At 70.6% G+C, this 11,954-nt stretch carries 13 protein-coding genes; 11 read left to right on the top strand and 2 right to left on the bottom strand.

What is annotated here, in order from left to right; all coding sequences use genetic code 11:
• The first annotated feature begins 43 nt into the window (after window positions 1–43).
• Window positions 44–814 (top strand): SDR family NAD(P)-dependent oxidoreductase, encoded by a 771-nt coding sequence (locus tag NBY69_RS29310; protein ID WP_250304914.1) that lies wholly within the window; start codon window positions 44–46, stop codon window positions 812–814.
• A 9-nt stretch (window positions 815–823) separates the two neighbouring features.
• On the opposite strand, the gene NBY69_RS29315 is transcribed toward NBY69_RS29310, so the two are convergent.
• Window positions 824–1,765, bottom strand: coding sequence for a tyrosine-protein phosphatase (locus NBY69_RS29315; RefSeq protein WP_250304915.1), 942 nt, complete (start codon window positions 1,763–1,765; stop codon window positions 824–826).
• 338 nt (window positions 1,766–2,103) lie between these two features.
• Between NBY69_RS29315 and NBY69_RS29320 the strand changes: the two genes are divergently transcribed.
• From NBY69_RS29320 to NBY69_RS29345, 6 genes are read left to right on the top strand one after another with little or no spacing between them, the layout of a single operon-like run.
• The gene (locus NBY69_RS29320) at window positions 2,104–2,886 is read left to right on the top strand and encodes a 2-keto-4-pentenoate hydratase (RefSeq protein ID WP_250304916.1); all 783 of its coding nucleotides are present in this window, start codon (window positions 2,104–2,106) and stop codon (window positions 2,884–2,886) included.
• Between the two features lie 7 nt (window positions 2,887–2,893).
• Complete coding sequence (locus NBY69_RS29325) at window positions 2,894–3,898, top strand: acetaldehyde dehydrogenase (acetylating) (protein ID WP_284349606.1); 1,005 nt, start codon at window positions 2,894–2,896, stop codon at window positions 3,896–3,898.
• On the top strand, window positions 3,895–4,974 hold the full coding sequence (dmpG, locus tag NBY69_RS29330) for a 4-hydroxy-2-oxovalerate aldolase (RefSeq protein ID WP_250304917.1): 1,080 nt from the start codon (window positions 3,895–3,897) through the stop codon (window positions 4,972–4,974). Before NBY69_RS29325 ends, dmpG begins: the two co-directional genes overlap by 4 nt.
• Window positions 4,971–6,110 (top strand): Rieske 2Fe-2S domain-containing protein, encoded by a 1,140-nt coding sequence (locus NBY69_RS29335; protein ID WP_250304918.1) that lies wholly within the window; start codon window positions 4,971–4,973, stop codon window positions 6,108–6,110. Before dmpG ends, NBY69_RS29335 begins: the two co-directional genes overlap by 4 nt.
• Window position 6,111: 1 nt before the next feature.
• The gene (locus NBY69_RS29340) at window positions 6,112–6,339 is read left to right on the top strand and encodes a hypothetical protein (RefSeq protein ID WP_250304919.1); all 228 of its coding nucleotides are present in this window, start codon (window positions 6,112–6,114) and stop codon (window positions 6,337–6,339) included.
• Window positions 6,332–7,324 carry a ferredoxin--NADP reductase gene (locus NBY69_RS29345; protein WP_250304920.1) on the top strand — a complete coding sequence of 331 codons (993 nt, stop codon included), beginning with the start codon at window positions 6,332–6,334 and terminating at the stop codon, window positions 7,322–7,324. The genes NBY69_RS29340 and NBY69_RS29345 overlap by 8 nt, the downstream gene beginning before the upstream one ends.
• A 63-nt stretch (window positions 7,325–7,387) precedes the next feature.
• Here the strand turns inward: NBY69_RS29345 and NBY69_RS29350 are convergent, their stop codons facing one another.
• A complete protein-coding gene (locus NBY69_RS29350) occupies window positions 7,388–8,251 on the bottom strand; it encodes an IclR family transcriptional regulator (protein ID WP_250304921.1) in 864 nt (287 codons plus the stop codon).
• 229 nt (window positions 8,252–8,480) lie between these two features.
• Here NBY69_RS29350 and hsaA point away from each other — a divergent pair, with 229 nt between their 5' ends.
• The 4 genes from hsaA to NBY69_RS29370 are packed head-to-tail and all read left to right on the top strand — an operon-like array spanning window position 8,481 to window position 11,926.
• Window positions 8,481–9,650 (top strand): 3-hydroxy-9,10-secoandrosta-1,3,5(10)-triene-9,17-dione monooxygenase oxygenase subunit, encoded by a 1,170-nt coding sequence (gene hsaA, locus NBY69_RS29355; protein ID WP_250304922.1) that lies wholly within the window; start codon window positions 8,481–8,483, stop codon window positions 9,648–9,650.
• Entirely contained in the window at window positions 9,647–10,519 is an 873-nt protein-coding gene (gene hsaD, locus NBY69_RS29360; protein WP_250304923.1) for a 4,5:9,10-diseco-3-hydroxy-5,9,17-trioxoandrosta-1(10),2-diene-4-oate hydrolase, read from the top strand. The genes hsaA and hsaD overlap by 4 nt, the downstream gene beginning before the upstream one ends.
• Before the next feature lie 37 nt (window positions 10,520–10,556).
• The gene (locus NBY69_RS29365) at window positions 10,557–11,453 is read left to right on the top strand and encodes a VOC family protein (RefSeq protein ID WP_250304924.1); all 897 of its coding nucleotides are present in this window, start codon (window positions 10,557–10,559) and stop codon (window positions 11,451–11,453) included.
• Window positions 11,441–11,926 (top strand): flavin reductase family protein, encoded by a 486-nt coding sequence (locus NBY69_RS29370; protein WP_250304925.1) that lies wholly within the window; start codon window positions 11,441–11,443, stop codon window positions 11,924–11,926. Before NBY69_RS29365 ends, NBY69_RS29370 begins: the two co-directional genes overlap by 13 nt.
• Window positions 11,927–11,954: the final 28 nt, after the last annotated feature.

Consider the following 11,954-nt stretch of genomic DNA (forward strand, 5'->3'; position numbering starts at 1 on the left):
GCCGACCGGCATCGGCACGCGTACGAGAAACCGGAGACACCCCATGAACCGCTACGAAGGCCGCCGCGTACTGATCACCGGCGGCGGCTCGGGCATCGGCCAGGCCACCGTGCACCGCATCCTCGACGAGGGCGGTCGCGTCGTGGCCGTCGATGTCGACGAGGCCGGACTCAGGACCACGGCCGACCGCGCCGCTGCCGACGGTCACGCGGACCGCCTCACCACCGCCCTGCTCGACATCTCCGACGAGGCGTCGGTCAAGGCCGGTGTGGCCGCCGCCGTCGAGACCCTCGGCGGAATGGACGTACTGGTCAACGCGGCAGGCATCCTCCGCTCCGGGCACACCGCCACGACGACCCTCGACTTCTGGAACAAGGTCATCGGGGTCAACCTGACCGGCACCTTCCTGATGATCCGCGAATCGCTCCCGGCGCTGCTGGCGGGCGAGAAGCCGGTCGTCGTCAACTTCAGCTCGACCTCGGCGAGCTTCGCGCACCCCTACATGTCGGCGTACGCGGCGTCGAAGGGCGGCATCCAGGCCATGACCCACAGCATCGCGAGCGAGTACAGCAAGCAGGGGCTGCGCGCCGTCTCGGTCGCGCCCGGCTCCATCGCCTCCGGCATGACCAGCGGCAAGGGGCCGGGCCTGCCGGAGGACACCGACTGGAGCCTGTTCGCGAAGCTCTCACCGGCCATCGGCGAGGGCTACGCGGGCCCGGAGGCCGTCGCGAGTGTCGTCGCCATGCTCGGCTCGCAGGACGGCGCGTTCATCACCGGCACGGAGATCCGCATAGACGGCGGAACGCACTTCTGAGCTGCCGGTTCAGTGCAGGAGACGGGCCTGGAGCGCTGCGAGCGTGCGGTGGTCCAGGCCCAGCCCCCGGGTGAGGTAGTGGTCCAGGCTGCCGTAGTCCCGCCGCACCTGATCGAGAGCGGCGTCGAGATAGGCGGGCCGTACCTCCTGGACCGGGATGAGGAGGCCGGGATCCTGCATGAGCCCCGCTGACCTGAGCCCCGCCCGGGTCTGCGCGTCGGCGGCGGACCGGTACGTGTTGGACGCCAGGTAGTCGGCCTCGGCGGTGCGCTGCGGTACGCCGAGGATCCGTAGGAGGAGGTAACTCATCCAGCCCGTACGGTCCTTGCCCGACGAGCAGTGGAAGAGCAGCGGGCCGGAGTCGTGGCGCGCGAGGTCGCGCAGTGTGGCGGCGAACCGGGCGCTGCTGCCCGGGTCGCTGACGAAGCCACGGTAGAGACCGCGCATCAGGGCCTCGGCCGCACCACCACCGAGCGCCTTACGCTGCGCCACCGGATCGCGGGTCGCGATGACGGCGTCGACCTCGGCGGAGAGCCCGCTGTCATCGACCGGTCGGGCGGTCACGGCGAGCCCCGCGGGCAGCCGGTCGGCGCCGTCCCGCGCCACCTCCGTGGACGTCCGGAAGTCCACGACCTCACGCATCCCGAGGCCGGCGAGCCGGGTGCGGCCGGTAGCGGTGAGCTGGTTCAGGGCGTCGGCACGGAAGACCAGGCCGTGGCGCACGGTGCGCCCGTCATGGCTGCGGTACCCGCCCAGATCGCGCACGTTGACCGCGCCGTCGAGCAGCACCTGACGGCCGGCTGCCGGCTGGTGCTGCTGCTGCTGGTGGTGGCCGGGCGGCGCGGTCGCCGCCGTGGCGACCCCTGCCGACAGGGTGCAGACCCCGGCCGACAGGACGCAGCAGAGGGTGAGCGCACAGGTGCCGATGGTCCGGACGGTGTGATGCGTCATGGCAGTACTCCCGCGTTGGTGGTGAAGAGCTGAGTAGCACCGCACGGTGCAAGAGAGAAGGTGTACGGGCGCCTTCGTCCCTCGGCTTCCCGCTTGGCGGGAGCGTGCGGACGCAGGGTCAGCGGGGGAGCGCACACCGTGCTGTCGTCGTCGCCCGGCACGGTCCTTGTCCGCCCCCGGGCCCGCGTGACCGCCGGACGGAGCGGGGGAGTTCGCCGCGTCTTCCCGGTCAGCGGGAATCCGGGCTCACGGGAAGCGGCCGGTCCGGCCTACCGTCGCCCGACCAGCTGCCGAGCGCTGGTCCCGGCACAATCCCCGCCCCGTTCCGAGGAGCAACGATGCTCGACGACCGCCGCAGGCAGGACGCAGCCGAACTGCTGCGTTCCGCCGAGCACCGCAGGACGCCTGTCGCTCCGCTCGTCGATACCTTCACCGGGATCGGTACCGAGGACGCGTACGGGATCCAGCTGATCAACATCCGGCGGCGGATCGCCGGAGGGGCAAGGATCAGCGGGCACAAAGTAGGGCTCTCCTCACCCGTCATGCAGCAGATGATGGGGGTCGACGAACCCGACTACGGTCACCTCCTCGATGACATGGAGTTGTACGCGGACCGGCCCGTGTCCGTCACCCGGTACTGCGCACCCAGGATCGAGGTCGAGGTCGGCTTCGTGCTCGGTGCCGATCTGCCGGGCGAGGGCTGCACCGAGCGGGACGTGCTGGACGCGACCGCACAGGTCGTACCCGCCCTGGAGCTGATCGACAGCCGGATCGCCGACTGGCGCATCTCCATCGCCGACACGATCGCCGACAACGCCTCGTCGGCCGGCTATGTCATCGGCGAGGGACGTGACCCGCGCGAACTGGACCTCAGGAGCATCGAGGCCCGGCTGAGCGCCGACGGTGAGCTCATCGCCGAAGGGCGCAGCGACGCCGTCCTCGGTGACCCCGCGGCCTCCGTCAGCTGGCTGGCCCGGACCGTCGCCCGGTTCGGGGTGCCGCTGAAGAAGGGGCAGCTGGTGCTGCCCGGCTCCTGCACCCGGGCGGCGGACGTCACCGCGGGACAGACGTTCACCGCCGATTTCGCCGGGCTCGGCTCCGTATCCCTCTCGTTCTGTTGAGGACTTCATGACCACGAAAAAGGCAACGGCCGCCATCGTCGGTTCCGGGAACATCGGCACCGACCTGCTCCACAAGCTCCTGCGCTCGCCGCACATCGAACCGCGCTGGATGATCGGCGTCGACCCGGACAGCGAAGGCCTCGCACGGGCCGGAGCGTTCGGGCTCGACGCCAGTCACCAAGGCGTCGACTGGCTGCTCGCCCGGGAGGAGAAGCCGGACCTGGTGTTCGAGGCGACCAGCGCCCAGGTCCACCGGGCGAACGCACCCCGCTACCGCGAACTCGGCATCAAAGCCGTCGACCTCACTCCGGCCGCGATCGGGCCCGCCGTCATCCCACCGGCGAATCTCACCGCACACCTCGACGCCGACAACGTCAACATGATCACGTGCGGCGGCCAGGCCACCATTCCCATGGTGTACGCGGTCTCGCGCGTCGTCCCGGTCGCGTACGCGGAAATCGTCGCCTCCGTGGCTTCGGTCTCGGCCGGACCCGGAACCCGGGCGAACATCGACGAGTTCACCCGGACCACCGCCCGGGGCATCGAGGAGATCGGCGGTGCCGAGCGCGGCAAGGCGATCATCATCCTCAACCCCGCCGACCCGCCGGTGATCATGCGGGACACGGTCTTCTGTGCGATTCCCGAGGACGCCGACCGTGACGCCATCGCCGTATCGATCAAGCAGATGGCCGCCGACGTGGCCTCGTACGTGCCCGGCTACCGGCTGCGCGCCGAGCCGCAGTTCGACGATCCGTCCGACGGGAACGGCGGGATGGCCAGGGTCGCGATCTTCCTGGAAGTGGAGGGCGCGGGAGACTTCCTGCCGCCCTACGCCGGAAATCTCGACATCATGACCGCCGCCGCCACCAAGGTCGGCGAGGAGTTCGCGAAGGTGATCACCCGGCAGCGGACCGGCCAGGGAGAGACCGGCCAGAGAGAGACCGGCCACAGAGAGACCGAACAGGGAGAGACCGGCCAGAGGGAGAGCGACCAGAAGGAGAGCAACCAGTGAAGGCGTACAGCGGGACGCTCGACATCAGAGTGACCGACTCCTCGCTGCGTGACGGTTCGCACGCGAAGCGGCACCAGTTCACCCCGGCCGACGTACGGTCGGTGGTCGCCGCCCTCGACGACGCGGGTGTTCCCGTCATCGAGGTGACCCACGGCGACGGGCTCGGTGGGTCCTCGTTCAACTACGGGTTCTCCAGGACACCCGAGCAGGAACTCATCACCGTGGCGGTCGAGACGGCCCGGCGGGCCAGGATCGCGTTCCTGATGCTGCCGGGTCTCGGCGTGAAGGACGACATCAAGCGGGCGCAGGCGAACGGGGCCGCCATCTGCCGCATCGCCACCCACTGCACCGAGGCGGACATCTCCGTCCAGCACTTCGGACTCGCCCGCGAACTCGGCCTGGAGACCGTCGGCTTCCTGATGATGGCCCACTCCACACCGCCCGGAGAGCTGGCCCGGCAGGCCCGGATCATGGCGGACGCCGGCTGCCAGTGCGTGTACGTCGTCGACTCGGCCGGCGCCATGGTCATGGACGACGTCACGGACCGGGTGGCCGCGCTGACCGCCGAGCTCGGCGACGACGCCCAGGTCGGCTTCCACGGCCACGAGAACCTCGCCCTGGGCGTGGGCAATTCGGTCGCCGCGATCCGGGCGGGCGCCAGCCAGATCGACGGCTCGACCCGCCGGCTCGGCGCGGGCGCGGGCAACACGCCCGTCGAGGCCCTGGCCGCGGTCTGCGACCGCATGGGCATCCGTACCGGCATCGACGTCATCAAGATCATCGATGCGGCCGAGGACGTCGTACGGCCCGTCATGGACGAGGAATGCACGCTCGACCGGCTCGCTCTGATGATGGGCCACGCCGGCGTGTACTCCAGCTTCCTCAAGCACGCCTACCGGCAGGCCGGCCGCTACGGGGTACCGGGCGCCGACATCCTCCTCCGCGCGGGCGAACGCCGCCTCGTCGGCGGGCAGGAGGACCAGCTCATCGACATCGCCGTCGAACTCGCGGCGCAGCAACGGACGAAACAGATGAGGCAGATGAAGCAGACGGAGCAAGGGAGTCAAGGACGATGACCGCACTCGACGAAGAGGCCCGTGTCATCGAGGCAGCCGCTCTGCCCACCCGCTTCGCGCGCGGCTGGCACTGTCTCGGCCTCGCCGACGCCTTCAAGGACGGCGAGCCGCACGGGATCGAGGCCTTCGGCACCGAACTCGTCGTGTTCCAGGGCGCCGACGACGGCGAACTGCACGTCCTCAACGCCTACTGCCCGCACATGGGCGGCAATCTGGCCCGCGGCACCGTCAAGGGTGACGCCGTCGCCTGCCCCTTCCACGACTGGCGCTGGGCGGGCAACGGCCGCTGCGCCGGGATCCCTTACGCCCGCCGCGTCCCGCCGCGCGCCAGGACCCGTGCCTGGACCACGCTGGAGCGCAACAAGCAGCTGTACGTGTGGCACGACCCCGAGGGCAACCCGCCGCCGCCCGGCGTCACCATCCCCGAACTCGACGGCATCCACGGCCCCGACGCCGGGCAGTGGTCCGACTGGTCCTGGAACGCCCTGCGGGTGGAGAACTCCAACTGCCGCGAGATAGTCGACAACGTCGTGGACATGGCGCACTTCTACTACGTCCACTTCGCGTTCCCGAACTACTTCAAGAACGTCTTCGACGGCCATGTCGCCACCCAGTACATGGAGTCCAGCCCGCGCGGCGACATCGACCTCGGCACTCTCTCCACGCCGCTGCGCTCCGACGCCTCGTACCACGGACCCTCGTACATGATCGACAGACTGTGGACGGAGGTCGCCCCCGGCCTGGAGATGGAGGCCGTACTGATCAACTGCCACTACCCGATCGACTCCAACAGCTTCATGCTGATGTACGGCGCCCTCGTCAAGAAGCTCCCCGGGATGAGCGACACCGAGGCGGCTGCCGCCGCGCAGCTGACCTCCGACGGCCTCCGGGTGGGCTTCGAGCAGGACGTCGAGATCTGGCAGAACAAGACCCGGATCGACAATCCGCTGCTCACCGAGGAAGACGGACCGGTCTACCAGCTCCGCCGCTGGTACGAGCAGTTCTACGTGGACGCCGCCGCCGTGACCGACGAGATGGTCCGGCGCTTCGAGTTCGAGATCGACACCACCCGGGCCAACGAGGCCTGGCGCGCCGAGGTCGAGGAGAATCTGGCCCGCCGCAAGGGCGAGGCCTGAGATGCGCCCCGTCGAGTGCGGCACCTGCGGGAACCAGGTGCTGTGCGAGAAGTTCAGCCCCGCCCACACGCAGATCCAGTGGACGGCGGAGGCGGCTGCCGTCTGCCCGGTGATCGGCGAACTGGTCGCGGCGGGTGAGCTGTCGGCGCGCGTCCGCTCCTGTGCGGCGCTCCGCGACAGCATCGACGCTGCTGTCGCATCGGGGCAGCTGGAGGCGAGTGGTGGCTGAGGTGCGCATGCGGGTCGCCGGGGTCGTACGGGAGACGGCCGACGCGGTCTCCCTGGTACTGGCTCCGGAGCCGGGCACGGAACTCGCCTACCGACCGGGCCAGTTCCTGACCCTGCGGGTGCCGGGCGGCGCGGCCCGCTGCTACTCGCTCGCCAGCTCCCCGCACACCGGGGAACCGCCACGGATCACCGTCAAGAAGATCCCCGGCGGGCGCGGCTCCGCCTGGGTGTGCGAGCGGGTGGCGGTGGGTGACGAGATCCGGGCACTGCCCCCGGCCGGCACCTTCACCCCGGACGATCTCGACCGCGACCTGCTGCTCGTGGCGGGCGGCAGCGGCATCACGCCGGTGCTGTCCATCGCCAAGTCGGCACTGACCGCGGGCCGGGCGAACGTCACCCTGCTGTACGCCAACCGCGACCCGGACGCCGTCATCTTCCGCGAGGAACTCCACGGCCTCGCGACGGCCCACCCCGGCCGGTTCACGGTGGTGCACTGGCTGGAATGCCTGCAAGGGCTGCCCACCACGGATCAGTTGGCGGCCGTCCTCGCCCCGTACGCCGGCCGCGACGTGTTTCTCTGCGGCCCGGTCCCGCTGATGGACGCCGCCGAGCAGGCGATCGGCCGGGCCGGGGGCAGCAGCATTCACCGGGAACGGTACTTCTCCCTCGCCGACGACGTGTTCGGCGCACCGGTGCGCGACCCGGGCGACGGCGCGCACACCGCGCAGGTCGAACTCGACGGCGCGTGGCACGAAATCCCCTGGGGCGCCGGCACCCCGCTGCTCGACGCGATGCTCGCCGCCGGTCTCGACGCTCCGTACTCCTGCCGCGAGGGCGCGTGCAGCGCCTGCTGCTGCCGGGTGACCGACGGCGAGACCGCGCTGCTCCGCAACGAGGTACTCGACCCGGAGGACCTCGCCGACGGCTACATCCTGGCCTGCCAGGCCGTGCCGTTGACCGACCGCGTCACGGTCTCCTACGAGTAGGCGGCCGGACACGGCCGCCGGGCCGGAGCGCCGGGAACGGGCCCGGCCGTCTCCGAAGCGGCGTCACATCCATTCGCTGAAGCGGAGCCAGCCCATCATGCTGCTCATGGCCCCTTCGGAGATGTCCGGGTCCCGGACGCCGCGCGTCCGCTCACGGACCGCCCGGCCGGGGCCGTACAGCTCACGCCAGATGGTGCCGGCGCAGGCCCGGACGGCCGGACCGTGCTGCTCGACGCCCTGATGGGAGCTGCGGCGGGTGACCGAGATCGCGGCCACGGCCCGCCCGGCCCCGCGCAGCGGCGCGGCGACACAGCAGACGCCGCGCCAGCTCTCCTCACGGTCGTAAGCGATCCCGCGTTCGCGGGTCGCGGCGAGTTCACTGCGCAGGACGGCGGGGCGGACCACGGTGCGGGGCGTACGGGCGGGCAGCTCGCCGGCCAGGACACCGGTGACGTCGGCCTGGGTGCCGAAGGCGAGCATCGCCTTGCCCGCCGCCGTGCAGTACGCGGGCATCCTGGCCCCCACCCGGGGCGGCAACTGCGCGTCGTCGGATCCGCCGATGCGCTCCAGACAGACGACCTCGCCCGCGTCGAGCACCGCGAGATGCACCACGTGGCCGGTCGTCTCGTGCAGGGCGTGCAGATGCGGGAGCGCGGCGCGGCGCAGCCGGTTGTGGTGCGAGGCGAGCGCCCCCAACTCCAGCATGCCCATGCCCAGCCGGTAGTCCCGCCCGTCCCGGTCCAGCCAGCGCAACTGCACCAGCTGGTCGAGGATGCGGTGGGTGGAGGAGCGGGGCAGCCCCGAGCGGCGTACGACCTCGGTGAGGGAGAGCCGGGGCTCGGGGCCGGCGAACGTACTCAGGACGCGTGCGGCCTTCTCGAGCAGCGAGAGCGGTGATCGCTCGGCGGTGGCGGCCAGTGCGGGCACGACAAACCCCCAGGTCTGCGTGTGGTCACCGGACGTTTTCCGGCGTTGCTCGGACACTGCCACGCGTTCCGGCCGGAGGGAATACGCGGGAGCTGTGTATTTCGTTCAGGCATACCTTTTGGGGTTCCCGCTCAGCGGGAACCGGCGGTGTCGTTGCTCGCGTGCACCGTCGTACGGTCCTCAGCACTTCACCCCGCAGATCTCACGAAGACAGGAAAAGGGGACCCGCATGAGCGACGAGGAAGTCCTTCAGGCAGTCCGCGCACTCGCCCCCGCACTCCACGAACGCACCGACCGGGCCGAGGCGCAGCGCAAGGTGCCAGAGGAGACGATCAAGGAACTGGAGCAGACGGGCTTCTTCCAGCTGCTCCAGCCGAAGGCCTACGGAGGGCGCGCCGCGCACCCCGCGGTCTTCTACGAAGCCGTCAAGGAGATCGCGACGGTCTGCGGCTCCACCGGCTGGGTCGCCTCGGTCCTGGGCGTCCACCCCTGGCACGTCGCACTCTTCGACCCACGCGCCCAGGAGGAGGTGTGGGGAACGTCCCCGCTGACCCGGATCGCCTCCTCGTACGCCCCGAGCGGCAAGGTGACGGTTGCCGACGGCGGCTTCCGGATCACCGGCCGCTGGCACTTCTCCTCCGGCTGCGACCATGCCGAATGGGTACTCCTGGGCGGGCTCGTCACGGACGACGAGGGCCGGACCGTCGACATGCGGACCTTCCTCCTGCCGCTCGGTGACTACCGGGTCGACGACGTCTGGGACACCGTCGGCCTGCGCGGCACCGGCTCCAACGACATCGTCGTGGAGGACGCCTTCGTGCCCGAGCACCGCGCGCTGAGCTTCGGCCCGGTGAGCGCACTGAAGGTGCCGGGACACGCGCTCAACCCCGAACCCGTCTACCGGCTCCCCTACGCCACCGTCTTCACCACCACGATCTCCACACCGATCGTCGGCATCGCCCAGGGCGCGTACGAGTCGTACACCGCCGCCACCCGTGAGCGCTTCCGGGTCAGCTACGGCCAGAAGGTCGCCGAGGACCCCTTCGCGCAGGTACGCATCTCCCGCGCGTCCAGCGACGTCGACGCCACCTGGCTCCAACTCATGCGCAACGTGGGCGAGATGTACGCCGTCGCCGAGCGCGGCGACGAGCTCTCCATGCTGCTGCGCGCCCGTGCCCGCCGCGACCAGGTCCTCGCCACCGAACGCTCGGTCGCGGCCGTGGACCTGCTGATGGAGAACGCCGGGGGCAACGCCATGCGCACCGGCCCCAACCCGGTCCAGCGCGCCTGGCGCGACGTGCACACCGGCCGTGGTCACGCGGCCAACGACCCCGAGCGTGCCCTCGTACTCCACGGCCAGGCCGCCCTCGGCCTCGACATCCAGGACCCGATGCTGTGAGCACCCCTGTGACCCTCACCCCCGAGAACACCTCACGTACCGCAGAGGCGGGCGGCCTGACCCTGCACTACCACGAGGCCGGACCCGCGGACGCGCCCGTGGCCGTGCTGCTGCACGGTGGCGGGCCCGGCGCCTCGGCCTGGTCGAACTTCGGCCGCAACCTGCCCGTCTTCGCCCAGCACTTCCGCACCCTCCTGATCGACCAGCCCTGCTTCGGCCGCTCCGACAAGACCGAACCCGACCGCGACTACTTCAGCTTCGCCGCGCACGCCGTGGCCGCGCTCCTGGACGAACTCGGCATTCCGCAGGCGTACTTCGTCGGGAACTCGCTCGGCGGCGGAACCGTGACCCGCCTCGCCCTCGACCACCCGGAGAAGGTCGCCAAGCTGGTCCTGATGGGCCCCGGCGGCATCTCGGTCAACCTCTTCGCACCCGATCCGACCGAAGGCATCAAGCAGCTCTTCGCCTTCTCGCTGGCCGCCGAGCCGACCCGTGAGCAGATGCGGACCTTCCTCACCACGCTCGCCCACGACTCCTCGATCGTCACCGACGACTTCGTCGAGGAGCGGTACGCGCAGGCCACCGACCCCGACGCCAGGCTGGGCAACGCCCGGATGGCCGCCGCGTTCGCCAAGTGGCCCGAGGGCACCATGCTGTGGCGCGAGGCCCACCGCATCACCCAGCCGACGCTGCTCACCTGGGGGCGGGAGGACAGGGTCAATCCGCTCGACGGCGCCCTGCTCGCCCTCAAGACGATTCCCGACGCGCGCCTGCACGTCTTCCCGCACTGCGGCCACTGGGCCCAGACGGAACGCTTCGACGAGTTCAACCGCCTGGCCATCGACTTCTTCTCTCACCGATCCCACTGACTCCGCTGATCCCACTGATCCCACTGAGGGGTTCATCATGGACATTCGCTCGCTGGGCTACCTGCGCATCGGGACCACCGACCTCGCCGAATGGCGTACGTACGTCCTCGACATCCTGGGCATGGCCGAAGGCGCCGACTCCACGGACACCGTCCTCAACGCCCGTATGGACGACCGGATCCGCCGCCTCTCCTTCGTCGCGGACGAGGCCGACCGCCTGCTCTGCGCGGGCTTCGAAGTGGCGGGCGCCCGCGCCCTGGCGGAGGCCGCAGCCGAGCTCGAAGCGGCCGGCGTCACCGTCAAGGCCGCCGACGACGCGACGCTCGCCGAGCGCCGAGTCCAGGGGCTCATCCACTTCGAGGACCCCGCCGGAAACCCCCTGGAGCTGTACTGGGGCCAGGCCCAGGACCACACCCCGCTCCACACCCCGTACGGCAACCGCTTCGTCACCGGCGACCGGCTCGGCCTCGGCCATGTCGTCCTGCCCGCCCCGGACATGGAGACCACCGCCGACTTCTACGAGAACATCCTGGGCTTCCAGCTCCGTGACCGCATGAAGCTGCCGCCCGCCGCCGTACCGACCGGTGAACCCGGCCGCGACTTCTACTGGATGAACTTTCTCAGCCCCAACCAGCGCCACCACAGCCTCGGGCTCTACCCCGGCGCACTGCCGCCCGGCATCGTCCACTTCATGGTCGAACTGGAGACCCTCGACGACGTCGGCTTCTGCCTGGACCGGATGAACAAGGCGGGCATCCCGATCGCGTCCACCCTCGGCCGCCACTCCAACGACCACATGGTCTCCTTCTACGCCGCAGCCCCGGGCGGCTTCCAGGTCGAGTACGGCTGGGACGGCCTGATCGTCGACCCGGCGGCCTGGACCGCCAAGGAGATCACCGCGGACAGCTTCTGGGGCCACCAGTGGAACGGCTGATCTCCCAGGACGACTTCAGGGAGGTGCTCGGCCGGTTCGCCAGCGGCCTCACGGTCGTCGCCGCCGTCGACAGCACCGGCCGGCCGGCGGGCCTGGTCTGCCAGTCCTTCGCCTCGCTCTCCCTGGATCCGCCGCTGGTCCTGCTCTGCGTCGGCAGGACCTCGTCCAGCTGGCCGAGGATCGAGGCCGCCGGGCGTTTCACGGTCAACGTCCTCGCCGGGGACCAGCAGGCGGTGTGCACGGCGCTCGGCCGCAGCGGCGACGACAAATTCGCGGGCGTCGACTGGACGCCCTCGGACCACGGTGGTGTCCGCCTCGACGGCGCCCTCGCCACCATCGACTGCGAGCTGTACGGGACACACGAGGCCGGTGACCACTACGTCGTCACCGCCCGCGTCCTGGACCTCGACGCCCGCGAGGACGGCAGCCCGCTGCTGTACTTCCGGAGCGCTTACGGACAGGGGACGTTCTGATGCCGGCCGACGCCGCAGGAGAGAGGAG

Origin of the sequence: Streptomyces sp. A 4/2 (assembly GCF_940670765.1) — a bacterium.
In the GTDB taxonomy this organism is placed as follows: Bacteria; Actinomycetota; Actinomycetes; order Streptomycetales; family Streptomycetaceae; genus Streptomyces.

Bases quoted from the DNA above. Each gene is read 5' to 3' on its own strand.
- NBY69_RS29310 (WP_250304914.1), top strand. From the start codon at position 44: ATGAACCGCTACGAAGGCCGCCGCGTACTGATCACCGGCGGCGGCTCG.
- NBY69_RS29315 (WP_250304915.1), bottom strand. From the start codon at position 1,765: ATGACGCATCACACCGTCCGGACCATCGGCACCTGTGCGCTCACCCTC.
- NBY69_RS29320 (WP_250304916.1), top strand. From the start codon at position 2,104: ATGCTCGACGACCGCCGCAGGCAGGACGCAGCCGAACTGCTGCGTTCC.
- NBY69_RS29325 (WP_284349606.1), top strand. From the start codon at position 2,894: ATGACCACGAAAAAGGCAACGGCCGCCATCGTCGGTTCCGGGAACATC.
- NBY69_RS29335 (WP_250304918.1), top strand. From the start codon at position 4,971: ATGACCGCACTCGACGAAGAGGCCCGTGTCATCGAGGCAGCCGCTCTG.
- NBY69_RS29340 (WP_250304919.1), top strand. From the start codon at position 6,112: ATGCGCCCCGTCGAGTGCGGCACCTGCGGGAACCAGGTGCTGTGCGAG.
- hsaA (WP_250304922.1), top strand. From the start codon at position 8,481: ATGAGCGACGAGGAAGTCCTTCAGGCAGTCCGCGCACTCGCCCCCGCA.
- NBY69_RS29365 (WP_250304924.1), top strand. From the start codon at position 10,557: ATGGACATTCGCTCGCTGGGCTACCTGCGCATCGGGACCACCGACCTC.